20 protein-coding genes and 1 riboswitch are annotated in these 25257 nt (G+C 71.7%); of the genes, 11 read left to right on the top strand and 9 right to left on the bottom strand.

Annotation, left to right across the window (positions count from 1 at the left end):
- The first annotated feature begins 54 nt into the window (after positions 1-54).
- From ACIHIX_RS24000 to ACIHIX_RS23980, 5 genes are all read left to right on the top strand, one after another.
- Positions 55-1083, top strand: coding sequence for a 6-phosphofructokinase (locus tag ACIHIX_RS24000; RefSeq protein WP_399959360.1), 1029 nt, complete (start codon positions 55-57; stop codon positions 1081-1083).
- A gap of 116 nt (positions 1084-1199) precedes the next feature.
- The gene (locus tag ACIHIX_RS23995) at positions 1200-4922 is read left to right on the top strand and encodes a CHAT domain-containing protein (RefSeq protein ID WP_399959358.1); all 3723 of its coding nucleotides are present in this window, start codon (positions 1200-1202) and stop codon (positions 4920-4922) included.
- 29 nt (positions 4923-4951) lie between these two features.
- A complete protein-coding gene (locus tag ACIHIX_RS23990) occupies positions 4952-5299 on the top strand; it encodes a hypothetical protein (protein ID WP_399959356.1) in 348 nt (115 codons plus the stop codon).
- A 10-nt stretch (positions 5300-5309) separates the two neighbouring features.
- Positions 5310-6170 (top strand): hypothetical protein, encoded by an 861-nt coding sequence (locus ACIHIX_RS23985; RefSeq protein WP_399959354.1) that lies wholly within the window; start codon positions 5310-5312, stop codon positions 6168-6170.
- 47 nt (positions 6171-6217) lie between these two features.
- Positions 6218-7213, top strand: coding sequence for a 2-hydroxyacid dehydrogenase (locus ACIHIX_RS23980; protein ID WP_399959352.1), 996 nt, complete (start codon positions 6218-6220; stop codon positions 7211-7213).
- On the opposite strand, the gene ACIHIX_RS23975 is transcribed toward ACIHIX_RS23980, so the two are convergent.
- Positions 7165-9045 carry an anthranilate synthase family protein gene (locus tag ACIHIX_RS23975; RefSeq protein WP_399959350.1) on the bottom strand — a complete coding sequence of 627 codons (1881 nt, stop codon included), beginning with the start codon at positions 9043-9045 and terminating at the stop codon, positions 7165-7167. The two genes, ACIHIX_RS23980 and ACIHIX_RS23975, sit on opposite strands and share 49 nt — an antisense overlap.
- Before the next feature lie 100 nt (positions 9046-9145).
- Positions 9146-9202 carry a trp operon leader peptide gene (locus ACIHIX_RS23970; protein WP_071528813.1) on the bottom strand — a complete coding sequence of 19 codons (57 nt, stop codon included), beginning with the start codon at positions 9200-9202 and terminating at the stop codon, positions 9146-9148.
- Between the two features lie 121 nt (positions 9203-9323).
- Between ACIHIX_RS23970 and ACIHIX_RS23965 the strand changes: the two genes are divergently transcribed.
- From ACIHIX_RS23965 to ACIHIX_RS23945, 5 genes are all read left to right on the top strand, one after another.
- The gene (locus tag ACIHIX_RS23965) at positions 9324-11105 is read left to right on the top strand and encodes a SpvB/TcaC N-terminal domain-containing protein (RefSeq protein WP_399959348.1); all 1782 of its coding nucleotides are present in this window, start codon (positions 9324-9326) and stop codon (positions 11103-11105) included.
- Positions 11106-11138: 33 nt separating this feature from the next.
- Positions 11139-15671, top strand: coding sequence for an RHS repeat-associated core domain-containing protein (locus ACIHIX_RS23960; RefSeq protein ID WP_399959346.1), 4533 nt, complete (start codon positions 11139-11141; stop codon positions 15669-15671).
- On the top strand, positions 15671-16357 hold the full coding sequence (locus ACIHIX_RS23955) for a hypothetical protein (RefSeq protein WP_399959344.1): 687 nt from the start codon (positions 15671-15673) through the stop codon (positions 16355-16357). Before ACIHIX_RS23960 ends, ACIHIX_RS23955 begins: the two co-directional genes overlap by 1 nt.
- A 101-nt stretch (positions 16358-16458) precedes the next feature.
- Positions 16459-17811, top strand: a complete 1353-nt coding sequence (locus ACIHIX_RS23950) for a class II 3-deoxy-7-phosphoheptulonate synthase (RefSeq protein WP_399959342.1) — start codon at positions 16459-16461, stop codon at positions 17809-17811.
- 147 nt (positions 17812-17958) lie between these two features.
- Positions 17959-18183, top strand: a complete 225-nt coding sequence (locus ACIHIX_RS23945) for a bacterioferritin-associated ferredoxin (protein WP_399959434.1) — start codon at positions 17959-17961, stop codon at positions 18181-18183.
- An 11-nt stretch (positions 18184-18194) separates the two neighbouring features.
- Here ACIHIX_RS23945 and bfr read toward each other — a convergent pair whose 3' ends face one another.
- Positions 18195-18674, bottom strand: a complete 480-nt coding sequence (bfr, locus tag ACIHIX_RS23940; protein WP_007381448.1) for a bacterioferritin — start codon at positions 18672-18674, stop codon at positions 18195-18197.
- Between the two features lie 174 nt (positions 18675-18848).
- Between bfr and ACIHIX_RS23935 the strand changes: the two genes are divergently transcribed.
- On the top strand, positions 18849-19481 hold the full coding sequence (locus ACIHIX_RS23935) for a sulfite oxidase-like oxidoreductase (RefSeq protein ID WP_399959340.1): 633 nt from the start codon (positions 18849-18851) through the stop codon (positions 19479-19481).
- Positions 19482-19484: 3 nt separating this feature from the next.
- On the opposite strand, the gene ACIHIX_RS23930 is transcribed toward ACIHIX_RS23935, so the two are convergent.
- The 6 genes from ACIHIX_RS23930 to thiO form a co-directional block, all read right to left on the bottom strand.
- On the bottom strand, positions 19485-19958 hold the full coding sequence (locus ACIHIX_RS23930; RefSeq protein ID WP_399959338.1) for a DUF4396 domain-containing protein: 474 nt from the start codon (positions 19956-19958) through the stop codon (positions 19485-19487).
- A gap of 76 nt (positions 19959-20034) precedes the next feature.
- Complete coding sequence (locus ACIHIX_RS23925; protein WP_399959336.1) at positions 20035-20895, bottom strand: deoxyribonuclease IV; 861 nt, start codon at positions 20893-20895, stop codon at positions 20035-20037.
- Positions 20896-20932: 37 nt separating this feature from the next.
- Positions 20933-22861 (bottom strand): Stk1 family PASTA domain-containing Ser/Thr kinase, encoded by a 1929-nt coding sequence (pknB, locus tag ACIHIX_RS23920; RefSeq protein ID WP_399959334.1) that lies wholly within the window; start codon positions 22859-22861, stop codon positions 20933-20935.
- A 118-nt stretch (positions 22862-22979) separates the two neighbouring features.
- Positions 22980-23774 carry a thiazole synthase gene (locus ACIHIX_RS23915; RefSeq protein ID WP_399959333.1) on the bottom strand — a complete coding sequence of 265 codons (795 nt, stop codon included), beginning with the start codon at positions 23772-23774 and terminating at the stop codon, positions 22980-22982.
- 3 nt (positions 23775-23777) lie between these two features.
- On the bottom strand, positions 23778-23978 hold the full coding sequence (gene thiS, locus ACIHIX_RS23910) for a sulfur carrier protein ThiS (protein ID WP_399959331.1): 201 nt from the start codon (positions 23976-23978) through the stop codon (positions 23778-23780).
- Positions 23975-25135 (bottom strand): glycine oxidase ThiO, encoded by a 1161-nt coding sequence (gene thiO / locus ACIHIX_RS23905; protein WP_399959329.1) that lies wholly within the window; start codon positions 25133-25135, stop codon positions 23975-23977. The genes thiS and thiO overlap by 4 nt, the downstream gene beginning before the upstream one ends.
- A riboswitch (TPP riboswitch) is annotated at positions 25133-25244 on the bottom strand. (Overlaps the previous gene by 3 nt.)
- Positions 25245-25257: the final 13 nt, after the last annotated feature.

Below are 25257 nucleotides of genomic sequence, written 5' to 3'. Positions count from 1 at the left end.
TGGATCACCATTAGCGTGGCCTTCACCAGGCAACCGCGGCGAAGGGACATTTCCATGCGGGTCGGAGTACTGACCGGAGGCGGCGACTGCCCCGGGCTCAACGCCGTCATCCGGGGCATCGTCCGCAAGGGCGTGCAGGAGTACGGCTATGACTTCGTCGGCTTCCGGGACGGCTGGCGTGGGCCCCTGGAGGGTGACAGCGTCCGCCTCGACATCCCCGCCGTGCGCGGCATCCTGCCCCGCGGCGGCACCATCCTCGGCTCCTCGCGCACCAATCCGCTCAAGCAGGACAACGGCATCCGCCGGATCAAGGAGAACCTCGCCAAGCTGGAGGTCGACGCGATGATCGCGATCGGCGGCGAGGACACCCTGGGCGTGGCCGCACGGCTCACCGACGAGTACGGCGTCCCCGTCGTCGGCGTACCGAAGACCATCGACAACGACCTGTCCGCCACCGACTACACCTTCGGCTTCGACACCGCGGTCGGGATCGCCACCGAGGCCATCGACCGGCTGCACACCACCGCCGAGTCCCATATGCGCGTCCTGGTCTGCGAGGTGATGGGCCGGCACGCCGGCTGGATCGCCCTGCACTCGGGCCTCGCCGGTGGCGCCAACGTCATCCTCATCCCGGAACAGCGCTTCGACCTGGACCAGGTGTGCGCCTGGATCACCTCCCGCTTCAAGGCCTCCTACGCCCCGATCGTCGTCGTCGCCGAGGGCGCCATGCCGAAGGACGGCGACGTGGTCCTCAAGGACGAGTCGCTGGACTCCTTCGGGCACGTGCGCCTGTCCGGGGTCGGCGAATGGCTCGGCAAGGAGATCGAGAAGCGGACCGGCAAGGAGGCCCGGACGACCGTCCTCGGGCACATCCAGCGGGGCGGCACCCCCAGCGCCTTCGACCGCTGGCTCGCCACCCGCTTCGGGCTGCACGCCATCGACGCGGTGCGGGACGGCGACTTCGGGAAGATGGTCGCGCTGCGCGGCACCGACATCGTGCGCGTGCCGATCTCGGACGCCACGGCCAAGCTGAAGACGGTCGACCCTGAGCTGTACGCGGAGGTCGGGGTTTTCTTCGGCTGACCCGCCCCGTCGACTGCTCGGCCCGAGAACGCCGCCGCGGCCCGCGTGGCGGCGTTCGCCGCGTGCGGGCGCGGGTACGAGAGGGACGGGAGCGGCGGGCGACGGGGGAGGGCCGCATGGTCGGCTGGTGGAACGGGCGGGAGTTACGGGCGCTGCTGGCCCGGCACGAGGCACAACTCGCCGCCGTATGGCCCGCGTTACGGGACTCGGTGCCGCCGCCGTCTCCGACCCCCGACCAGCTGCCGGACCTGGCCGAACTGCTGCGGGTCGCCGGAAGGTCGGGCGGGGACCGGGGCGCGCGGATCGACAGCATCCCCGAGACCGCCGTGATCATCCTCGTCCTCGCCCTGTGCCACCGACTCCGACCCGCCCTCACCCCGCCCCCGTTGCGCCTCCTGGTCGACCCGGCGTTACCGCTCGACGCCGACGGGGTGAACTCCACCGGCCGCATGACCGCCCGGTTCGCGGAGCTGGCCCGGGACGAGCGCACCCCACACCATCTGCGCCGCTGGTGCGCCGACGCCGCCCTGCTCTGCGGCGCCCGGTGCCTGAGCGGCTCGGCGCCCGACGACCCCCGCCTCGGCGTCCTGCACCAGGTCGTCTCGGGCGCCGCCGAACAGCGCTTCGCGGACACCGGCGACCTCGCCGACGAGGACACGGCCCTCACCCACGCCCGCGCCTCCTACGACCACCGCACACCCGGCTCCTCCGGCGCCGAGGAGGCCACCCGGCTCGCCCAGCTGCTGGCGCAGCGCTGCTCCCGGCTCCGGGACGCCTCACCCATGGGCGACGTCCCCGGCCTCGTCCGGGCCGCCCTCGCCGCCACCGATCCCACGAGCCCGCACTGGCTGGCGTACGCCGCGACGGCCACCGGCGCCTTCGTCACCGCCACCGCCCACGAGAAGAAGAGCGTCGAACTCCTCGACACGGCACTGGAGTTGCAGCGCGCGATCCGTGAGCACCCGAACTACGGTCTCATCCGGGACCAGATGGAGCCGACCTGCGCCGGCCTGCTGGCCCAGCGCTTCGCCCGCCGCAGAGACCCGGAGATCCTCCAGGAGGCCCTGGGGATCTACGAGACGCTGTACGCCGCCCAGCCCCGCCGCCACGCCGCCGACCTCGGCCGCCACCTCCAGTACCGCTACCAGCTGCTCGGCGACCCCGCGGACCGGCGCCGCGCGCTGGACCTCATGGGGGAGGGCCTGACCGTCCCCGACTCCTCGCACGAGGCGGTGAGTTCGTACGGCGCCTCCGCCGTGCACGAGTTCCGGGAGACCGGCGAGGCGGCGGTGATCGAACGCGCCCTGCGCATCGTGACCCCGCTCACCGAACCCGGCGGCCCGCACGCCGAGGCGTCCCCGGCCCACCGCGCCCTCGGCATGCTGCTCCTGGCCCGCGTCGACCACGAGACCGCGCCCGACCTCGGGCCCGCCGAGGCCACCGCCCGCCGCGCCCTCTCCCTGGCCCGCTCCGCCGCCGACCGGGCGCTCGCCCTCGGCATGCTCGCCAACGTCCTCGTGTACCGCTACCGCTTCGGCCACGATCTCGCCGTGCTCGACGAGGCCATCGCCCACGGCCGCCAGGGTTTCGAGGAGCTGCCCGACGAGCCCGACACCGAGCTGCTGACCACCCTCAGGGGCAGCCTGATCATGGCCCTGTCCGAACGGCACACCCGGACCAGACACCTCGCCGCGCTCCGCGAGGCGGTCACCGTGGCCGAACAACTGGCCGCCGACATCCCGCAGTTCGAGGCCGAGACGCCGATCATCCTCGGCAATGTCGCCACCCTGCTGATCGAGTACGCCCGCCAGAACAGGGACCAGGGCACCGGCGGAGCCGAACTCGACCGGGCCCAGCGCCTGGTGGAGCGCGCCCTCGCCCGCACCGAGCCCGGCCACGACAGCCGCCACCATCTCGTCTCCGCGCTCGGTGGCGTCCTGCTCGCCCGCTTCCAGCAGCCCGGCGCCGGCATCGAGGACGCCGAGGCGGCCGTACGCCACTACGAGACGGCCCTCGCCGACCCGCCCGCCGACCCCCTGCGCCGCGCGAGCCTTTACGGCAACCTGGCGCACGCCCTGCGCGAGCGCCATCGGCACGGCGGGGACCGGGAGGACCTCGACATCGCCCTCGCCGCCGCCCGCAAGTGCGCCCACCTGATACCGGCCGGGCATCCGCTGCACGGCGGCGGTCTGGGTGCCGTGTCCTGGGTGCTGCGGGACATCGCCCGCGCGGACGGCGGCTACGACGCGATCCGCGAACAGGCGCTCACCGTCAACGCCGAGCTGGCCGCCGACCCCGCCCAGCCACCGGCCTACAGCGTCGCCGCCTCGATACGGCTGGCAGGGGTGGCCCACGAGGTGGGGGACGAGGAGCGGGCGCTCGACGCGCTGCGCGACGCGATCGACCTCCTGCCGCTGGTCGTGTGGCGCGGCGGCGACCGGGCCGACCACGAACGGTCGCTCAGCGACACGGAGTTGGGCTCGTTCGCCGCGACGGTCGCGCTGGCCGCCGGGAAGCCGTACGACGCCCTGGAACTGCTCGAAGCGGGCCGCGGCCTGCTCGCCGCCCAGGCCCTCGAACTGCGCACCGACACCGACGACCTGGCCGCCGCCCATCCCGAACTCGCCGCCCGATTCGGCGAGATGCGGCGGCAGCTCGAACACGCCGCTGCCGCCGACGACCTCTCCGCCCCCGGCGCCGACCAGCGCCACCGGCTGGCCCGCGAGTGGCAGGAGACCCTGGCGGACATCCGGGCCCGCCCCGGCTTCGCCGACTTCCTGCGCCCGCCCCGAGCCGGCCGGCTGCTGTCCGCGGGCGCGCACGGACCGGTCGTCGTCGTCACCGTCGGCCAGCAGGGCGCCGGACACGCGCTGCTCCTCGACGGCACCGGCCTCACCGTCTGCCCGCTGCCCGGGCTCACCCGTCAAGAGGCCCGGGAGAGGAGCGAGTTGCTGTTCCAGGCGGTCGCCGCGGCCGGCCGTTCAGGACTGGCCCGCGCCTTCGCCGAGCAGTCCGTCGCCGACCTTCTCGACTGGCTGTGGACCACGATCGCCGAGCCGGTCCTCGACACCCTCGGCATCACCGGGCCGCCCCCGCCCGGCGAGGAGCCGCCCCGCCTGTGGTGGTGCCCCTCCGGGCCGCTGACCTTCCTGCCCCTGCACGCCGCGGGCGCCGTGCCCGACCGGGTCGTCTCCTCGTACACCCCGAGCCTGGCGGCCCTGCTGCGGGCGCGGAGCAGGGCCGCCCCCGAGGGCGACCGGGACCCCCTGATCGTCGCCGTACCGGAACTGGCGGGCCAGGACCCGCTGCCGGGCGCCCTGCGGGAGGCCGAGCTCGCCCATCGGGCCGTCGGCGGCGCGCTGTTGCGGGGCGAGGAGGTGCGCGCGGGTGCCGTACGGGACGCGCTGCACGCCCACCCCTGGGTCCACTTCGCCTGCCACGGTGTCCAGGACCCCGAACGGCCCTCCCAGGGGCGGCTGTTGCTGCCCGACGGCGCCCTGTCCGTCCTCGACGTCACCCGACTCCATCTGCCCGCCGCCGAGTTCGCCTACCTCTCCGCCTGCGAGACCGCGGTCGGCGGCGCCCGCCTCCCCGACGAGGCGCTGCACCTCGCGGGCTCCCTGCAACTCGCCGGTTTCTCCCAGGTGATCGGCACGTTGTGGCGGGTGGACGACGACTCGTCCGCGCAGATCGCTTCGCAGGTCTACGGTCGACTGGCCGCGTCAGGACCGGGCGCACCGCCTGCGGCGCGGGCCCTGGGGGACGCCGTACGGCAGTTGCGGGAGCGGTGGCCGGAACGGCCGTTGAGCTGGGCGGCGCATGTGCATTCGGGGGCGTGAGGGGGGTGGGCGGCTCTACGATCGGGTCTGTGGAAGCGGCTGAGAGTGATCTGCATGCTGAATTCTGCCGGGAGTTGGCGATCCTGAGGCTCATCAGCGGCCCCCGGCGCGCGGCCCTGGAACAGGCGGTCAGGCAAGTGCGTGAGGGGGCGGCCATCGCCGAGGTCCTCGACGGCCTCGGGTTCGATCTCCTGGACCGGCAGACCCTACGCGGCGGCCTTCCCACTCGGGCCGCGGACACCCCGGGCCCACCCGTCCCCGGTACCTACCTCTGCCCGCTCGGCGCCTGTCACCGCACGGAGAAGCGGTACGCCGGCCAAGGCCCGCCCGAGTGCCTGGTCCACGAACGCGTCCTGACCTTCGTACCGGACGCCTGAGGACCGGCCGGTGACGGGGTTCCTCGCCGAGCTGGGCCGGAAGCTGGCCGAGCGCTGGTTCACGCTGCTGGTCCTGCCGGGGCTGGCCTATCTCCTCGTCGCCGCCGCGGCGTTCGGGCTCGGCCAGGGCGACTGGCACGACGGGCGGGCGCTGTGGGACGGCTTCACCGCGCTCACCGAGGGGGGCGAATCCGACCACCGGGACGCCCTCGCGACGCGGGCGGTCCTGCTGGTCCTGGCCGCGGTACCGGTGTCGGCCGCGCTGGGCGTGCTGGCGCAGGCGCTGGCGGGCCCGGTCGAGCGTGCCCTCTGCGGTCCCTGGCCCCGCCCCTTCGCGGGCCTCTCCGCCCGCCGCACCCGCCGCCGCGCCGCCGCCTGGACCGCCGAGGACACCGCCTACCGCGAGCACCGCGACCCGGAGCGAGCCGCCCGCCGCAACGCCCTCTCCCTGATCCCGCCCGAGCACCCCACCCGCCTCGGCGACCGCCTCCGCGCCCCGGCCGTCCGTCTGCGCCAGGAGTACGGCATCGACCTGGCCACCGTCTGGCCCCGCCTCTGGCTCCTGCTCTCCACCCCGACCCGCGACACCCTCACCGAGGCCCGCACCCGCCTCGACACGGCGTTCACGCTCGGCGGCTGGGCGGTGCTGTATCTCGTGCTCGCCGTGCGGTGGTGGCCGGCCCTGCTGATCGCCCTGATCACAGCCCTCGTCTCCCGCCGCCGGGCCGCCGTCGCCGCCGAGGTGTACGCCGAACTGGTCGAGGCGACCGTCGACCTCCACCTCGACCGCCTCCACACCCGCCTCGCGGAACCCCGCCCGTCCCCGCAGCAGGGCCGGGCGCTGACAGAGCGCCTCCGCAGGGGTCTGTGAGATATTCGCCAGGACCAGACAATTCCGGCGCACCCCCGGAGGGCCGCGTGGAGATCCTCGCCTTCGGTGTCCAGGCCGACGAGAAGCCCCTGATCGAGCAGGCCTTCCGGCGCCACCACGAGGTCCGCTGCCTGGATGTCTTCCTCAACGAGGACACCGCCCCCATCGCGGCGGGCTACGAGATCATCTCCACCAGCGTCAACGCCGAGCTGGGCCCCCGCGTCCTGGAGGTCCTGGCGGCCGGCGGCACCCGGATGATCGCCCAGCGCTCCACCGGCTTCAACAACATCGACCTCAAGGTCGCCGAGCGGCTCGGCATGACGGTCGCCCGGGTCTCGTACTACTCGCCTTACTCGGTCGCCGAGTTCGCCTGGACCCTCGCCATGGCGGTCAACCGCCGGATCGTCCGCGCCTCCACCCGCACCCGCGACTTCGACTTCCGCCTCGACGGACTGATGGGCCGCGACCTGCGGGGCCGCACGGTCGGCGTCCTCGGCACCGGCAAGATCGGCGAGGCCTTCACCCGGATCGCCCACGGCTTCGGCATGAGGCTGCTCGGCTGGGACGTCGCCGAGAACCCCGCCTGCCTGGAACTCGGCATGAAGTACGTCCCCAAGGACCAGCTCCTCGCCGAGTCCGACCTGATCACCCTGCACGTCCCGCTGATGCCGGAGACCCGGCACCTCATCGACGCCGCCGCCCTCCGCGCGATGCGCGACGACGCGATCCTCGTCAACTCCAGCCGCGGCGGTCTGATCGACACCGCCGCCCTGGTCACCGAGCTGCGCGCGGGCCGCTTCTCGGGCGTCGGCCTCGACGTGTACGAGGCGGAGGCGGGCCTGTTCTTCCACGACAAGTCCCTGGAGGCCGTCGAGGACGACACCCTGGCCCGCCTGGTCACCTTCCCGAACGTGCTGGTCACGTCCCATCAGGCGTACTACACCGAGGACGCCGTCGGCCAGATCGTCGACGCCACGGTGCGCAACGTCCTCGACTACAGGGCCGGCCGCCGCTCGGAGAACGTGCTCGTGCCGCGCAGCTGAGCCATCAACTCCCGTACGATCGAAGCCCCGTTCAGCGTCAGCACCGACTCCGGGTGGAACTGCACCCCGGCGAAGCCCAGCCCGCGCAGCGCGTGCACCTCGCAGGACCCGCTCCGGCTCACCTCGACCTCGTGCGCGGCCAGCTCGGCCGCCGTCTCGTCGTCGCAGCGCGCCACGAAGCTGTTGTAGAAGCCGACGGTCTCCTCCCGCCCGAACAGATCGACCCTCGTCTGCGCCCCCTGGTACGGCACCTCCTTCCGTACGATCTCCAGCCCCAGCTCCGCCGCGATCAGCTCGTGCCCCAGGCAGACGCCGAGCACACCGTGCCGGTGCTCCCGGATGACATGGGCGGCGAGATCGCGCAGGAAGCGCATCTTCGGGTCGGTGAGGTCGGACGGGTCGCCCGGTCCGGGGCCGAGCACCACAGGGCCCTCGTGCGCGAGGACCCGCTCCCGGAGCCCCGGCTCGTCGTAGCGCCGGACGGTGACGTCGAGACCGCTGGAGCGCAGGACGTGCGCCAGCATCGCCGTGAAGGTGTCCTCGCCGTCGACGACCAGGGCATGCCCGGTGAGTTCCTCGGTCCGGTCCTGCATCCGCAGCCAGAACGGGGCCAGCGACGCCCGGCGCCCGTCGAGCGCGGCACGCACGCGTGGGTCCTTGGACAGCCGCGGGCGTGCCTCCTCCGTACGCGGGCGGGACGGCCGTACGCCCAGGGCCGCCAGCACCCCCGCCGCCTTGGCGTGGGTCTCCGCGACCTCGCTCGCCGGGTCCGAACCACGGACGAGGGTCGCGCCGACCGGGACGCGCAGGCGTCCGTCGGGGGCGATGTCGGCGGTGCGGATCAGGATGGGGGAGTCCAGGGTCTGCGCCCCGCCCGAGTCCCGGCCGAGCAGGGCCAGGGCGCCCGCGTAGTAGCCGCGCCCTCCGACCTCGTGCCGCTCGATGACCCGGCAGGCGTTCTGCACCGGCGATCCGGTGACGGTCGCCGCGAACATGGTCTTCCGCAGCACCTCACGGACGTCCAGCGAGGACTTCCCGCGCAGCTCGTACTCGGTGTGCGCGAGGTGGGCCATCTCCTTCAGCCGCGGCCCGATCACCACGCCGCCCATGTCGCCGACCGTGCACATCATCTTGAGCTCCTCGTCGACGACCATCGACAGCTCCTCGATCTCCTTGCCGTCGGCGAGGAAGTCCAGCAGGTGCTCGGGGGTCGGGCCGTCGGCGGGATAGCGGTACGTCCCGCTGATCGGGTTCATCACGACCGTGCCGCCGGACATCCGCACGTGCACCTCGGGGCTGGCGCCGACCAGGGTGCGGTCGCCGGTGTGGACGACGAAGGTCCAGTAGGCGCCCCGCTCGCCCTCCAGGAGCCGCCGGAACAGGGCGAGGGCGTCCGCGCGTGAGAACCCGGGGATCTCGCCCTCGTAGGTCCGCCGGATCACGAAGTTCGCGCCCTCGCCCCGCCCGATCTCCTCCCGCAGCACCCGGCCGACGATCTCGCCGTACTCCTCGTCGGCGACGTCGAAGCCACCGTTCTCGACCCGGACGTCATGGGCGGGGAGCTGCGCCAGGGCCTCCGGCAGGGTCAGCGTGTGCGTCTCCTCGGGGACCAGCACCGCCAGCGGCGTCCCGTCGTCCCGCACGTCGAAGCCGCGCTCGCGGATCTGGCGGAAGGGCACGAGGGCGAGGCCCTGGTCGGGGAGGTCGGCGAGGCGGTCGTAGGAGGAGACCGGGCCGAGGAACACCTCGACGGTGTTGTCGTCATGGCCCGGCGTGCGGCGGCGCAGCAGGGCGAACGGGCGGTCGTCGTGCAGGAGCTGGGTCAGGTCCATGGTTCCTCTGCCGTCTTGTGTCGATGTCGGTGAGGAACGACCCCGAAAACGCCGAAGGCCGCCCCTCGGGCGGCCTTCGCGAAGTCTTGCGTACGCGCAGTCAGTGGGCCGCCGGATGAGCGGTCCACCACCAGTTCTGGGTCGAGTGCGCGAACATGCCAGGGACCCTACACGATGCTCCGCACACCACGGTCCCTTCACAGGAATGTCTCAGCTTGCTCATTGACGTGCTCATGCCCCACCGTGACGCTTGAGGCCTCACGGGTGGAGGGGGACTCATGAAGCGCTTCCGGACATCCTGCGTCGCGGCGGTCGTCCTGGCGATGGGCCTTTCGGGCTTGTCACCGGCGATCGCCCAGGCCGCATCGAGGCAGACCACCTCGATCGCCGACGCGGACGGCTCCGTCACCACGATCGACCGCACCGAGTTACGGGCCGGCGCCCGTCCGGACACCAGACCCGTCGACCCCCAGGGCAGACCCCTCGCCGCCGCCGAGGCCGCGAAGGTCGACTGGCCCGACGCCGGCCAGGACACCGTCACCGTCGGCACCAAGCCCGCCCGCGCCGCCGACACCGCCGTGTCGGTGACCGCGCCCCGCAGCCGCAACGCCGCTCCCGCAACGGTCGAGGTCAAGGCGTACGGCAACCCGAAGGCCCGCCAACTCGGCGGTCACGCCACGGCGTTCACGCTCGAAGCCGCCGACACCGGCGACCGCGTAGGCGTCCGCGTCGACACCTCCGGATTCCGCCAGGCCTTCGGCGCCGACTTCGAGACCCGCCTCCGGCTCGTCGCCAAGCCCGCGTGCGCGCTCGCCACACCGCGCGCCGCGCAGTGCGAGCAGAGCGCCCCGGTCAAGAGCCGTATCGACCTCACCACCCACACCCTCGCCGCCGAGGTGGCCGCCGACCCGGACACGGTGTTCGTGGTCGCCGCCGCCCCCGACGGCGAGACGGGCTCCGCCACCGCCACCACGCTCGCCTCGTCCAGCAAGTGGCAGGTCGGCCTCAACTCCGGTGACTTCTCCTGGTCGTTGCCGCTCCCGCAGGTCCCCGCGATCGCGGGCGACGCCCCCGACATCAGCCTCGGGTACTCCTCGCAGGCCGTCGACGGCATGGTCGCCGCCGAGAACAACCAGCCGTCCTGGGTCGGCCAGGGCTGGGACCTCGCCCTGCCCTACATCGAGCGCCGCTACAACGGCTGCGCCGACGACGGCGGTGACACCGGCGACCTGTGCTGGGCGGGCGACGAGTACCGCATCTCCCTCCAGGGCACCTCGTCCTCGCTGGTCAAGGACACGGCGGCGGGCGGCGACACCTGGCGCGCCCAGGAGGACCCTGGCTGGCGCGTCCAGCGCAAGACCGGTGCCGACAACGGCGACAACGACGGCGAGTACTGGGTGGTGACCACCCCGCAGGGCACCCGGTACACCTTCGGCCGCGGCGAACAGGCCACCACCGGTACCGCCACCGACTCCGTCTACACCGTCCCCGTCTTCGGCGACGACGAGGGCGAGCCCTGCCACGCGGGCGGCGTCGAGGACTCGTACTGCACCCAGGCCTGGCGCTGGAACCTCGACGGCGTCGTGGACGCGCACGGCAACTCCAACACCTACTTCTACGCGCAGGAGACCAACCGCTACGCCCGCAACGGCGACCCGGACAAGTCGACCTCGTACGTCCGCGGCGGTCACCTCAAGGACATCGTCTACTCGCAGCGCTCCGGTGCCGAGGACCAACAGGCCCCGGCGCGGCTGCACTTCACGACCGGCCTGCGCTGTGTCGAGGCAGCCGACGGCAGCGGCGACTGCCCGGCCTTCGACGCCGACCACGCCACCTCGTACCCGGACGCGCCGCTGGACTCGTTGTGCGCGAGCGGCGACTGCACGGGCGAGGACCAGAAATCGCCGACGTTCTTCACCGAGAGCCTGTTGAAGAGCGTCACCGCCCAGCGCTCGAACGCCGACGGCGGCTGGACCGACGTCGACCGCCTCGACTTCACCTACGACTACCCCGAGCCCTCGGACGGCACCAGCGCCATGCTGTGGCTGACCAAGGTGTAGCAGACCGGCCTCGCGGGGGACGGCGAACTCAAGTTGCCCGCAGTCGAGTTCACCGGCAAGGAGTACGCCAACCGGGCCGACGCCGACCCCGCGGCGGGTGCCCCCGAGATGCGCAAGCTCCGTATCTCCGAGTTCGTCGACGAGTTGGGCCGCCGGGTGGACGTGACCTACGGTCAGCCCGACCCGTGCCCGGTCGACGACCTTCCCGAGGGCCGCTTCGACTCCAACACCCAGGACTGCTTCCCGGGTTGGCGCACCAACGGCGACTCCTCCGGCTTCGGCGTCTGGCACAAGTACCTCACCACCAAGGTCGTCGTCCGTGACAACGGCGGCGGTTCACCCCCGCAGACCACCGAGTACCGCTACCGCTCCACCCCCGCCTGGCACCACGACGACGACCCGGTCACCAAGGCCGAACGCCGCTCCTGGAGCGACTGGCGCGGCTACGGCAGCGTCGACGTGGCCAAGATGACCGACCCGGAGTACCGGGGCGAGTCCGGCAGCCGCGCCGCCCAGATCACCCGCACCCTGCACTTCCGCGGCATGGACGGCGACTCCAAGGCCGACGGCTCCCACAAGTCCGTCGAGGTCACCGACTCCCAGGGCAACTCCCTCAAGGACCTGGCCTACTTGCGCGGCAAGGAGCGCGAGAGCCAACAGTTCCAGGTCGACGCGTCCGGTGCCGTCGACCACGAACTCGGCGGCACCCTGCACGGCTACACCTCCGCGCACACCACCCCGGCGAAGGAGGGCGAGACCGACCCGGCCAAGGACGCCCACCTCGTCGTCGAGGACGAGGCGGTCACCCGCGAGACGGTCACCGCCGACGCGGGCGGCCGCAGCAGTCGTACGACCAGTCTGAAGACCACGTACGACACCTACGGCCAGGTCACCGAGGTCCTCGACACGGCCGGTGACGACGTGCGCTGCACGAAGACGTCGTACGACCGCTCGGCCACCACCCTCGACCACTGGATGCTCGCCTTCCCGTACCGCGTCCGCGCCTACTCCGGCACCTGCGCGGACCCGAAGGCGCTGGTCAACGGAAAGGACCAGTACTACGACGGTTCGGCCGAGCTGGGCGGAGCGATCACCAAGGGCGACCTCACGCGCTCCGTCGCCGCCGTGACCGCGAGCGGCCCGGACGCCGTCTCCGACACCGTCGCCACCTCCGCGACCTTCGACGCCTACGGCCGCACGCTCACCGAGACCGACGGCCGCGACCACACCGACCGCACCACCTACGCCCCCACCACCGGCCGCCCGGCCACGGTCACCGAGACCAACGCCCTCGGCCAGAGCGAGGTCACCACCCTGGAGCCGGACCGTCAGCTGCCGGTCGCGGTGCGGGACGTCAACGGCAACACCAAGCGCAACGCCTACGACCAGCTCGGCCGGATCGTCTCCGTCCACGAGGCCGACCAGGCCGCCGACGACCCGCCCGCGCAGACGTACGCGTACTCCCTGGACCCGGAGCACCGGCGGCCACCGCTCGTGACCACCCGTCAACTCCAGTCCGGCGACATGTACTTGACCAACTGGAAGTACCTGGACTCGCTCGGCCGTGACCGGCAGAGCCAGGAGGTCTCGCCCGCCTCGACCGACGACGACCGGAAGACCGTCGTCATCGACACCCGCTACGACGACATCGGCAACATCACCGCCGAGTCGCTGCCCGTGGTCGCCGCGGGAGAGCCCGGCAGCGCGCTGCTGACCGTCCCCGGCGACCAGGTCGACGAGACCCGGCGCGCCTACGACTCCATGAGCCGCGTCATCCGCTCCGCCCGCTACGGCGACGGCAAGGAACTGTGGGCGACGAGCATCGTCTACTACGGCGACCACGTCCGCTCCACCCCGCCGCCCGGCGGCACCGTCACCACCGTGTGGACCGACGCCCGCAGCCGCCAGGTCCGCCAGCAGGAGGGCAGCGACCCGAAGCAGGCGACCGTCTACGCCTACACCCCGGCCGACCAGGTCTCCTCGGTCACCGATCCGTCCGGCCACACCTCCACCAGCGCCTACGACCTCCTCGGCCGCCGCATCTCCGGCGACGACCCGGACGCCGGCACGTCCCGCACGCGGTACGACGCCAACGGCAACGCGACCGCCGTATGGGACGCCGAGGCCGGTGACACCCCGTCGCTGCGGACCGAGTACGACGACCTCGACCGTCCCACCGCCCGCTACAACGGGTCCGAGAAGACGGCGAGTTGGACCTACGACTCCGCCGACATCACCAACGGCATCGGCCAGCCCGCGGCGATGACCACCCACCGCGACGGCAAGGACTACACGATCGCCGTCGACGGCTACGACAAGCGCGGCCGTGCCACCGGCCGCACCTGGACCTTCCCGGCCGGACTCGGCGGCGCCCTGCACCGGTCGTCGTACAGCGTCGACTACGGCTACGACGACGCCGACCACGCGGTGAGCATCACGTACGAGGACGCCGTCATCGGAGCCCCGCGCGAGAAGATCACCACCGACTACGACGCCCAGGGCAACCCGGACACCCTCACCGGCGTCCAGAAGGACCCGCTGACCGGCAAGGACGTCACCGTCCCGTACGTCTCCGCCACCGGCTTCGCCGCCGACGGCAAGCTGGCCTCGCGCGACTACGCCAACCCGCACCACGACCTGCGGCGCGTGTACGCGTACGAGAGCGACAGCCAGCGCCTGTCCCGCGTCCAGACCCTGACGACCGGCCTGACCGGCGACTGGGAGGCCAAGCAGGACGACACCTACGCCTGGGACCAGGCCGGCAACCTCGACTCGGTCACCGACAAGGCCGGCCTCAAGGACGTCGCGACCTGCTACACCTACGACGGCCTCGCCCGGCTCGCGCACGCCTGGACGTCGTACAGGACGGACTGCTCGGACAGCGACTCCGAGCTCACCCACGACGGCCCGGCCGGCTTCAACCAGTCCTGGACCTACACCGCCGACGGCAACATCGCCTCGCGCCGCAGCCTCCTGGACACCGACACCTACACCTACGACGACCCCGACCACCCGCACGCCGTCACCAAGCAGGGCGCGAGCAAGTACGAGTACGACGCGAACGGCGCCCTGAAGAAGAAGGTCGACGGCCTCGTCCCGACGACCTACGAATGGAACGCCAACCAGGAGCTGACCCAGGTCACCAAGGCCCTCCTGGAGAAGACCGACTTCGTCTACGCCCCCGACGGCACCCGCATGGCGCGGATCACGCCCGGCGGGGTCGCCACCCTCTACATCGAGGGCCAGGAGATCACGACCGCCCTCGGCATCTCCAAGGGCACCCGCTTCTACACCGAGGACGGCATCACCGTCGCCGTCCGCCAGCCGACCGGCGTCCTGGTCTGGCAGCTCAACGACATCCAGGGCTCGGCCCAGGTGGCGGTCGTCGAGGGGACCTCGCTGGCGACGCGGACGTACTACGACCCGTACGGAGACATCCGGCACGGCTCCGCGCCACCACCGACGGACCACGGCTTCCTCGGCAAGGTCCAGGATCCGACCACCGGCCTGAACGCGCTCGGCGCCCGCTACTACGACTCGGGTCTCGGCCGCTTCATCTCCACCGACCCGGCCGTGGACAGCTCCTCCACCCAGTCCCTCAACCCCTACGCCTACGGCAGCAACAACCCGATCGTCTACATCGACCCGACCGGCCTGTGGTCCCTGTCCAGCGCCTGGAACTCCGTCAAGGAAGGCGCCTCCGCCGCCTGGGACTGGGCCAAGGAGAACAAGGGCCTGATCGCGGACGTCGCCGTCGGTATCGGCGTCGGTATCGCGGTGGGCGCGCTGTGCTCCACCGGCGTGGGCTGCCTGATCGTGGCCGGCGCGGTCGCCGGGGCGGCCGGTGCCGCGGCCGGGTACGGGGTCGACGTCGCCGAGGGAAAGACCGACTTCACCCTCGGCGGGTTCGCGACCCGGGTCGGCATCGGTGCCGCCGCCGGTGTGCTCGGCGGGGCCATCGGCAAGGGCGTCGCGGCCGTCGCGCCGAAGGTCGTCGGGGCCGTCGCCAAGACCGCCGTGGGAAAGGCCGTCGCCTCCGGCAGCTCCAAGGCCGCCTCCGCGATCACCGGCAAGGCCGCCACCGCGGGACGAGCCATCGCCAACTCCCGCGCGGGCGCCAAGGTCGCCGAGGTCGGCAGGGCGGTCGCCGACAAGATCAAGGCGGTGGCGGGGCGGGGCACGCCCAAGGGCGAGACCGTCGACATCCCGCTCACCAAGGCGACCACCCAGGCCGAGATCGACGCCATCCACGAGTACGCCAAGCGCACCAACGAATGGCTGGCCAAGAACGGCCCCAAGGTCATCCAGCCGACCAAGGGCACGCAGCTGGGCGCCGACTCGGCGGCGGCCCGGCGCGCCGAGCGTCTCCGGGCCGCCCGCGCGGGAAGTCCGTACAGCGGCCAGGCCGGACACGTGCCCGACTCGGCGATCTCCGGCACCGGCCAGCCCCCCGCCGGCTGGCTCGACATGCCCGGCAAGTCCAACAGCATCGCGGGTGGTGTACTGGGCTCCCGGGTCGGAGTACTGCTCCGAGGATTCACGGTCAACGGAGGACCGCCACTGTGATGCCGCACGCCGAGGAACTCCCGTCGCTCGCCGACCACATCGGGCCCCCGCCCGGTCCGTCGGCGGCGACGGGAACACCCGCCGAGCACTTCCCCGAGGCCCACCGCGAACTGCTCGGCCGGTTCAACGGATTCACCGTCCACCACGGCGCGTTCAGGCTGCTGGGCGTCGGCCGCGGGGACGCCCTCGACCTGGCCGCCTGGAACGCGTACGACACCTGGCGGTTCGCCTGGGACGACCGGATCGACGACTTCGTGATCTTCGGGGAGACCGCCTTCGGGGACTCGTACGCCTACCGCCGCCTCCCCGGCGGCGGCCTGGCCCCCGAGGTCCACTTCCTGGAAGGCGTCCTGCTGCGCCCGGAGGTCATCGCCCCGAGCTTCGAGGCGTTCCTCGCCGGCGAACTGCTGCGCAACGCCAAGGAGCCGTACGACATCCTCGTCGTCGAGGCGGTCCACCGGCACGGCCCCATCGCCCCCGAGCAGCACTGGGCCTACGTCCCCTCCGTCGCCCTCGGCGGCGAGGAGGACGTGGAGAACATCACGCTGCTGCCGGCGACGGTCGCCATGACCTTCGCCGGGGACATCGCCACCGCGATGCGGGGCGCCGACCGGGACGCCACGAGTGTCGAGCCGTATACGGACGAACGGGGACGTCCCCGGCTCCGGGTGCTCTTCGGCCGCTGACCTCGTACGGGGTCGCGGAGCGTGACCCCGTACGAGCGGAACGCGTCTCACTTGATGAGCAGATGAATGGACCCGCGACACGACCCCGTAATGTTTACGGGGTGACCGTGAACGCTAAGACCAGCGCGAGCGCTGGCAACACCTGGCGAGACCTGCCCGCGGCGCAGCAGCCCGAGTACCCCGACACCGAGGCTCTGCGCGCAGTCGTTGCGGAGCTGGAGTCGTATCCGCCGCTCGTCTTCGCGGGCGAGTGCGACCAGCTGCGCGCCCGGATGGCGTCCGTCGCCAAGGGAGAGGCGTTCCTCCTCCAGGGCGGCGACTGCGCCGAGGCCTTCGACGCCGTGTCCGCCGACCACATCCGCAACAAGCTCAAGACCCTGCTCCAGATGGGCGCCGTGCTGACGTACGCCGCCTCGGTGCCGGTCGTGAAGGTCGGCCGCATCGCCGGCCAGTACTCCAAGCCGCGTTCCAAGGGCACCGAGACCCGCGACGGCGTGACCCTGCCGACCTACCGCGGCGACTCGGTCAACGGCTTCGACTTCGACGAGAAGTCCCGCGTCCCGGACCCCGAGCGCCTGAAGCGGATGTACAACGCCTCCGCCTCCACGCTCAACCTGGTGCGCGCCTTCACCACCGGTGGCTACGCCGACCTGCGCCAGGTGCACGCCTGGAACCAGGACTTCGTGAAGTCGTCCCCCTCCGGCCAGCGCTACGAGCAGCTCGCCCGGGAGATCGACAACGCGCTGAACTTCATGCGGGCCTGCGGCACCGACCCGGAGGAGTTCAAGACCGTCGAGTTCTACTCCTCGCACGAGGCGCTGCTGCTCGACTACGAGTCGGCCCTCACCCGCGTGGACTCGCGCACCGGCCAGCTGTACGACGTCTCCGGCCACATGGTGTGGATCGGTGAGCGCACCCGGCAGCTGGACCACGCGCACATCGAGTTCGCCTCGAAGATCCGCAACCCGATCGGCATCAAGCTCGGCCCGACCACCACGGCCGAGGAGGCGCTCCAGTACATCGAGCGCCTCGACCCGGACCGCGAGCCGGGCCGCCTCACCTTCATCGTGCGCATGGGCGCGGACAAGGTCCGCGACAAGCTGCCCGAGCTGGTCGAGAAGGTCACCGCCTCCGGTGCGACGGTCGCCTGGGTGACCGACCCGATGCACGGCAACACCTTCGAGGCGGCCTCGGGCCACAAGACCCGCCGCTTCGACGACGTGCTCGACGAGGTCAAGGGCTTCTTCGAGGTCCACAAGGCGCTGGGCACCCACCCGGGCGGCATCCACGTGGAACTCACCGGCGACGACGTCACCGAGTGCGTGGGCGGCGGCGACGAGATCTTCGTCGACGACCTGCACCAGCGCTACGAGACGGCCTGTGACCCCCGGCTGAACCGCAGCCAGTCGCTCGACCTGGCGTTCCTCGTGGCGGAGATGTACCGGGACCAGTGAGTTCTTGAGACGGCTGTGGGGCGCGGATCACATACGATCCGCGCCCCACTCCTCTTTTACGACTCCCGCAGGGCGGGTAAGGTTAGGTTAGCCTCACCGATCAACGGGGATGGCAAGACCGATCAATCCCCTCGGGAGGTGACCCGCGTGTACGTGTGCAGCTGTTTCGGGGTCACCGAGCAGCAGGTGAAGAAGCACGCGGCGGACGGTGCCTGCACCCCCCGCCAGATAGCCTCCGCCTGCAAGGCGGGCACGGACTGCGGTTCCTGCGTCCGCCGTATCCAGGCGATCCTGGGCCGGGGCGCGTGCCCCCGTCGGGAGCTCGCGGACCAGGGGCAGCCGGTCCTCGCCGAGCTCGACGAGGCGGCCTAGCCACTCGCGGCTCAGCTCTCCGGCTGCTCGATCAGCTGGGCGATGTAGAGCGCCTCACCGAGCTTCTCCAGAAGCTCCAGCTGGGTGTCGAGGTAGTCGATGTGGTGCTCCTCGTCCGCGAGGATCGACTCGAAGATGTTCGCCGACGTGATGTCGCCCTTGGCGCGCATCACCTCGATCCCGCGCTTGAGGCGGTCGATGGCCTCGACCTCGACCTGCCGGTCGGCCTCGAACATCTCCTTGACCGTCTGCCCGACCCGGACATGGAACAGGCGCTGGTAGTTCGGCAACCCCTCCAGGAACAGGATCCGGTCGGTGAGCACCTCGGCGTGCTTCATCTCGTCGAACGACTCGTGGCGGGTGTACTTCGCGAGCTTCGTCCAGCCGAAGTTCTCCTGCATCTTCGCGTGCAGGAAGTACTGGTTGATCGCGGTGAGCTCGCCGGTGAGCTGCTCGTTGAGGAATTCGATGACCTCGGGGTCGCCCTGCATCGCAGAGGCTCCTTCCACAGGGGGAACTGGCAGGTTGCGCCGCATCCTTGCACCGTCACCGAAGATCGTCCAGTAAGTCTTCGCTTAGTAAGTAAGTACATGCTTAGTCCGGTTTGAGATGAATCGGGGTGGGGTTGGTCAGGTGCACCGCCCTAGGTCTGTCAGGATGGAGTCATGGGTCAGCCGGTGGAGCGCGAAAGTGGGGAAGCGGCGCACTCCGAGCTTCCGCCGGGGCAGCGACTGCAGCGTGGCTGGCCCGTCACGCACTACGGCCCGGTCCCCAAGTTCCGGCCCGAGCGCTGGGAGTTCCGGGTCTTCGGGGCCACCGCGGACAGTGAGAAGCGCTGCTGGAACCACGAGGAGTTCACGGCCCTGCCGTACACCTCCGTGGTGGCAGACCTGCACTGTGTGACCAAGTTCAGCATGCTCGGCGCCGAGTGGGGCGGGGTCCCCGCCCGGACCGTCCTGGAGATCGCGCCGCCCGCGCCGGACGTCACCCATGTGATGGTGTGGGCCGAGTACGGCTTCAGCTCCAACCTCCGCCTCGCGGACTTCGCCGCCGGCTCGACGATCTTCGCCACCCACAAGGACGGCGAACTGCTGACCGCCGAGCACGGCTTCCCGCTCCGCCTGGTCGTGCCCCACCTGTACGCCTGGAAGGGGCCCAAGTGGGTCCGCGGCGTCGAGTACATGACCGCCGACCGCCGTGGCTTCTGGGAGGAGCGCGGCTATCACAACGTCGGCGACCCCTGGAAGGAGCAGCGGTACTCGTACCAGGAGGAGCCCGGGGACGGCCCGGAACTGTGAGGGTCAGTGGTGCTGGTGCACCACCGCGTGCCCCTTGCCCCGGCCGATCATCCACTTGTTCACCGGCACGGTGACGACGAACGCGATGACCAGCGAGATCGCCAGCGCGCCCCAGAACAGCAGGTCGCCCAGCTCCGCGTCCATCGCGCCCGGCCACAGCACGATCACCCCGTTGTCGACCAGCTCCATCACGGCGATCGACAGTGTGTCCGCGGCCAGCGCCACCTTCACCGCGGCCCGGAGGCCGAGGCCGGAGCGGAGCACCCCGCGCAGGGTGAGCGAGTAGCCGAAGAAGAACGCGAGGACGATCGCGAGGATCGTGGTCGGCAGGTTCCCCCAGCCGAGCGCGGTGCCGATGACCATGCCGAGCACCTCGCCGATGGCGCACCCCGTGAGGCAGTGGAGAGTGGCCTGGACGGCCATGGGCCAGCTGCTCGCCTGGTGGTGTACGTGTCCCGCGTGCGCCTCGTGCTGCATGAGTGCCCCCAACGTCAGGTAACGGTTCCTGTGCCGAACAGGAACCGTATACCCCCTGGGGGTATTCCGTCACGGGCTACACGTCGCGAAGTTTCTTCAGCCGCTCCACGTCCGCCGCGTGCCCCTCCTTGCCGCCGGGCGTCTCGATGATCAGCGGTACACCCTCCGTGGCGGGGTGGGTCATCAATGCCCGGAACGGATCCTCACCAATGTGACCTGCGCCGATGTTCTCGTGCCGGTCCTTGTGGGCGCCGACGACGTCCTTGGAGTCGTTGGCGTGGATCAGCTTCAGCCGGCCCGCACCGACGGTGTCCACCAGGAGGTCGAGGGTCTGGTGCATACCGGTCGGGCCGGTCAGGTCGTGGCCGGCGGCGAAGATGTGGCAGGTGTCGAGGCAGATCCCCAGCTTGGGATGGGCGTCCAGGGCCTCGAAGTACGGCCCGAAGTCCCAGGTGCGCGAGCAGAGCGAGGAGCCCTGTCCGGCCGTCGACTCCAGGAGCAGGAACGGGTCGTCGTCGTGGGTGAGTTCGTCCAGCAGCGGCAGCAGGTACTCGCGGACCTGCTTCAGCGCCACGGACCGGTCCCGTCCACCGGTCGCGCTGCCCGTGTGCACGACCACGCCGAGCGCCCCGATCTCCCGCCCGCGCCGCAGCGAGTGCCGCATGCTCTCCACCGACTTCTCCACGGTCGCCTCGGTGTGCGAGCCGAAGTTGATCAGATACGGGGCATGGACGTACGCCGGGATCGACTCCGCCTCGCAGGCCGCGCGGAACTCCTCGTCCTGCCGGGGGTTGCCGACGGGCGTGGCCCAGCCGCGCGGGTTGGCCACGAAGACCTGTACGGTCTCGGCCCCCAGGTCACGGGCGTAGGACAGGCCGACGGAGTTCAGGCCGCCGGCCACGGGCACATGGCCGCCGACGGGGTTGCGCTGAGTCATCACCCGTTCAGGGTGTCATGCGCGGCCAAGTGCCGTGTCAGCGGATCTCGATCGTGATGGTCGACCCCTTGGGCGCGGTGTCCCCGCCGTCCACGGACTGGCTCTTGACGGTGTCACCGAAGAGCCCGAGGATCCCGCGGTCCTCGTCGACCTCGAACCCGGCCGCCTCCAGCGCGTCCTTCGCGTCGTCGACGCTGTCGCCGACCACGTCCGGGACCTCGACCAGCTCCGGCCCCTTGGAGAGCGTCAGCGTCACGGTGTCGCCCTCGGCGGCCTCGCTGCCCTCGCCCGGCGTCTGGGCGGCGACCTGACCCTGGTCGTACTCGGAGTTGACCTGCTCGGCGGCGACCTTCACCTTCAGGCCCGCCTCCGTCAGATCCGCCTTGGCGTCCTCCAGGCTCTCGCCGGTGACGTCCGGGACGTCGACCGCGCTGCCCTTGCTGACCACCAGCGCGACCGCCGTGCCCGCGTGGAGCTCGGTGCCGCTCTCGGGGTCGGTGCGGATCACGAAGCCCTTGATGACGTCGTCGCTGAACTCCCGGGTCACCATGCCCGGTTCCAGACCGTCGTTCTTCAGCCGTTCCTTCGCCTTGTCGAGCCGCAGGCCCTTGAGGTCGCCGAGCTGCACGGTCTCGGGGCCCTTGGAGATGGTCAGCGTCACCGAGTCGTTGGAGCGGATCCGGGTGCCGAAGGACGGGTCCGAGTCGATGACCTGGCCGCGCTTGACGGTGTCGCTGTACTCCCGCTTGACCGTGCCGACCTCCAGCCCGGTCTGCTCCAGCCGGTCCTCGGCCTGCGCCTCGGTCTTGCCGATCAGCGCCGGGACCTTGGTGAACTGGCCGGAGTTGATGTACCAGACGCCCGCGCCGACGCCGAGGATCAGCAGCAGGGCGACGACGATGGCGAGCGGGCCGCGCGGAACGCCCGAGCCGCGGCGCCGGGGCGGCGGGGGCGGCGGGGTCGCGAACCGGCTGGTGCGGTGGAGCGCCGACTCGTCGTCCTCGTTGACCGGCAGTGGCCGCGGCACCGTCAGCGAGCGCGGGATCACACTCGTCCGGTCCTCGGTGTTGTTGTGCTCGGTGGTCAGCGCCTGCGGCGGTACGGCGTCCAGCTGCTCCTCGCTGAGCGCGGCACGCGCCTCGCGGGCCTGAGCGAGCAGCGCCACCGCGTCGTACGGGCGGACGTCCGGGACCCGGGCGGTCGCCGACGCGACCAGCTCGTCGAGCTCGAACGGCAGGCCCGGCACGATCGCCGACGGCGGCGGGACGTCCTCGTGCAGATGCTTGTAGAGGACGATGGCGGGGGAGTCCCCGTCGTGCGGCTTCTCGCCGGTCAGCATCTCGTACAGCACGACACCGCACGCGTACACGTCGACGCGGGCGTCGGCGGCGCCCGGCTGCTCGATCTGCTCCGGCGCGAGATAGGAGACCGTGCCGAGCACGGTGCCGGTGGTGTTGGTGACGGTGTCGACCGAGCGGACCAGTCCGAAGTCGGCGACCTTGACCCGGCCGTCGTCCCCTATCAGCACGTTCTCGGGCTTCATGTCCCGGTGCACGAACCCGGCGCGGTGCGCGGCACCGAGCGCGGCGAGGACCGGCTCCAGGATGTCGAGCGCGGCTCGCGGCTGGAGCGCCCCTCGGTCGCGCAGCACGTCACGCAGGGTGCAGCCGGCGATGTACTCCATGGCGAGATAGACGTACGACCCGTCGGTGCCCTGGTCGAAGACCTGCACCACGTTGGGGTGGGCGAGCCGGGCGACGGACTTGGCCTCGCGGATGAAGCGGTCGACGAAGGTGGCGTCGGCGGCGAGGCCCGGGTGCATGACCTTCAGGGCGAGCACGCGGTCGAGGCGGGTGTCCAGGGCCCGGTAGACCGTGGCCATCCCGCCGACGGCGATCCGCGCTTCCACGCGATACCGGCCGTCGAGCACCTGCCCGACCAGCGGGTCCTGAAGGGTCGTATCCACGCAGGTGAGTGTACGAGCCGTGACTGACAGGGCCGGGGGTTCGGGTGAGATCGGGGCGGGACTGAAGCCGAGCTGTGACGGACCTCGCACCCGCTCCCGAATCTCATCGAACGTACGTTCAGAACGCTGGGCGCTCCGGGTCCAGGCGCGCCAACCCCTCGACGGGGGAGGACGCTTCGGCGAAGTGCCGCTTGGGAATGCGCCCGGCCCGGTGGGCCAGCCGACCCGCCTCGACCCCGTGCCGCATCGCGTGCGCCATCAGCTCCGGCTCCTGGGACCGCGTCACCGCCGAGGCGAGCATCACACCCGCGCAGCCCAGCTCCATCGCGAGTGCCACGTCCGACGCCGTACCGGCTCCCGCGTCCAGGATCACCGGCACGCGCGCGTGCTCGACGATCAGCTGGAAGTTGTGCGGGTTGCGGATACCGAGCCCGGACCCGATGGGGGAGCCCAGCGGCATGATCGCCGCACACCCCACGTCCTCCAGCTTCCGCGCCAGGACCGGGTCGTCGTTGGTGTACGGCAGCACCGTGAACCCGTCGTCGACCAGGATCTCCGCCGCCTCCAGGAGCTCGATCGGGTCCGGCAGCAGGGTGCGCTCGTCGGCGATGACCTCCACCTTGATCAGCTCCGTACCGAGCGCCTCGCGCGCGAGGCGGGCCGTCAGCACCGCCTCGCCCGCCGTGAAGCAGCCGGCCGTGTTCGGCAGCACCTGGATGCCGAGCCTCGTCAGTACCGACAGGACCGAGCCGTGCACGTTCGGGTCCACGCGCCGCATCGCGACCGTCGTCAGTTCCGTGCCCGAGGCGACCAGCGCCCGCTCCAGCACGTCCAGGCTGGGCGCCCCGCCCGTGCCCATGATCAGCCGGGACGAGTACGTCGTACCGCCGAGGACGAAGGGATCGTCGGCCATGGGTCAGCCTCCTTGGACGGCGGTGAGGACCTCGACGCGGTCCCCGTCGGAGAGGGGCGTCGAGGGCCACTGCGCGCGCGGGACGACGGTCTCGTTGAGGGCGGCGGCCACCCCGGAGGGCGCCGGGGTGAGGGCGCGCACGACGGCGTCGAGCGCCGTGCCGGGAGCGAACTGGCGCGGCTCCCCGTTGACGGAGATGTTCATGCGGGCTGCTCCGTGCGGTGCCTAGTGAATCGCCGGGGGGTGAAGGGGCGGGCCTCGTCCGGGAGTTCACCGGCGGTGAGGGCGTGGGCCAGCGCGTCCCCGGTGACCGGCGTCAGCAGCACCCCGTTGCGGTAGTGGCCGGTGGCCAGCAGCAGCCCCGGCAGCTCGGTCGGTCCGAGCAGCGGGGCGTTGTCCGGGGAGCCGGGGCGCAGACCCGCGCGGGTCTCCGTCAGCGGCAGCTCGGTGATGCCGGGGACCAGCTCATGGGCGTCGCGCAGCAGCTCGTACACCCCGCCCGCGGTCACCGTCGTGTCCCAGCCCAGCTCCTCGCTGGTCGCCCCGATCACCAGCTCGCCGTTCTCGCGCGGCACCAGATAGACGTGGCTGCCGCGCACCACGGCCCGCACGGTCCGACTCAGGAACGGCGCGTAGCGCTGCGGCACGGTCAGCCTCAGCACCTGGCCCTTCACCGGGCGGACGGGCGGAAGCACCGCGTCGGGGACACCTGCCAGGCGACCGCTCAGGCTGCCGGCCGCCAGCACGACCTGGCCCGCGCCCAGCCGGGTGCCGTCGGTCGTCGTGACGCCGACGGCCCGGTCCCGTACGACGTCCAGCCGCTCGGCCCAGTCGCGATGGAACACGACACCGGCCCGCTCACAGGCGGCCAGCAGCGCCTTGGTCAGCCGTCGCGGGTCGATCTGGTGATCGCCGTCCACTCGCAGTCCGCCGCGCACACCCGGCGCCAGCATCGGCTCCAGACGCCGGCACTCCCGCCCGGACAGCCACTCGGATTCCAGGCCCGACTGCTGCTGCAAGGCGTGCAGTTCGCGCAGATGGGCACGGTCGTCGGCATCCAGAGCGACGGCGAGCGTGCCGCAGCGGCGGTGGCCGAGGTCCAGCCCGGTCAGGTCGGTCAGCTCGGCCGCGAACTCCGGATAGCGGCGGGCCGAGGCCAGGTTCAGGGCGAGCAGGGTCTGCTCGCCGTAGTGGAGTTCGGTGACGGCGGCCAGCATGCCGGCCGCCACCTGGGCGGCCCCGCCGCCCGGTTCGGGGTCCACGACGGCCGTGGCGAGACCGCGCTGCGCGGCCCGCCAGGCCGTGACGAGGCCGATGATTCCGCCCCCGACGACGAGGACGTCTGACGTACGTGAGGACATGGGCGTCCAGCCCCTCCCTTCGCCGGCATGACCCGGATCAGGTTCGTACGGTCGGAGGCCGCCAGCCTCCCTCTCAGCCCGGTGCGTCCGGGCTCCCGCGAGTGCTCTACGTTGGCCACCCT

The sequence above is a fragment of the Streptomyces sp. NPDC051913 genome (assembly GCF_044593635.1).
Lineage (GTDB): Bacteria > Actinomycetota > Actinomycetes > Streptomycetales > Streptomycetaceae > Streptomyces.
Note: the sequence above shows the minus strand (reverse complement) of the source record. Positions and strands in the feature narration are given on the sequence as shown.

Excerpts from the sequence above, each read along its gene's own strand:
- ACIHIX_RS24000 (WP_399959360.1), top strand. The coding sequence starts at position 55 with ATGCGGGTCGGAGTACTGACCGGAGGCGGCGACTGCCCCGGGCTCAAC.
- ACIHIX_RS23995 (WP_399959358.1), top strand. The coding sequence starts at position 1,200 with ATGGTCGGCTGGTGGAACGGGCGGGAGTTACGGGCGCTGCTGGCCCGG.
- ACIHIX_RS23975 (WP_399959350.1), bottom strand. The coding sequence starts at position 9,045 with ATGGACCTGACCCAGCTCCTGCACGACGACCGCCCGTTCGCCCTGCTG.
- ACIHIX_RS23965 (WP_399959348.1), top strand. The coding sequence starts at position 9,324 with ATGAAGCGCTTCCGGACATCCTGCGTCGCGGCGGTCGTCCTGGCGATG.
- ACIHIX_RS23955 (WP_399959344.1), top strand. The coding sequence starts at position 15,671 with ATGCCGCACGCCGAGGAACTCCCGTCGCTCGCCGACCACATCGGGCCC.
- bfr (WP_007381448.1), bottom strand. The coding sequence starts at position 18,674 with ATGCAGGGCGACCCCGAGGTCATCGAATTCCTCAACGAGCAGCTCACC.
- ACIHIX_RS23935 (WP_399959340.1), top strand. The coding sequence starts at position 18,849 with ATGGGTCAGCCGGTGGAGCGCGAAAGTGGGGAAGCGGCGCACTCCGAG.
- ACIHIX_RS23930 (WP_399959338.1), bottom strand. The coding sequence starts at position 19,958 with ATGCAGCACGAGGCGCACGCGGGACACGTACACCACCAGGCGAGCAGC.
- ACIHIX_RS23925 (WP_399959336.1), bottom strand. The coding sequence starts at position 20,895 with ATGACTCAGCGCAACCCCGTCGGCGGCCATGTGCCCGTGGCCGGCGGC.
- ACIHIX_RS23915 (WP_399959333.1), bottom strand. The coding sequence starts at position 23,774 with ATGGCCGACGATCCCTTCGTCCTCGGCGGTACGACGTACTCGTCCCGG.
- thiS (WP_399959331.1), bottom strand. The coding sequence starts at position 23,978 with ATGAACATCTCCGTCAACGGGGAGCCGCGCCAGTTCGCTCCCGGCACG.
- thiO (WP_399959329.1), bottom strand. The coding sequence starts at position 25,135 with ATGTCCTCACGTACGTCAGACGTCCTCGTCGTCGGGGGCGGAATCATC.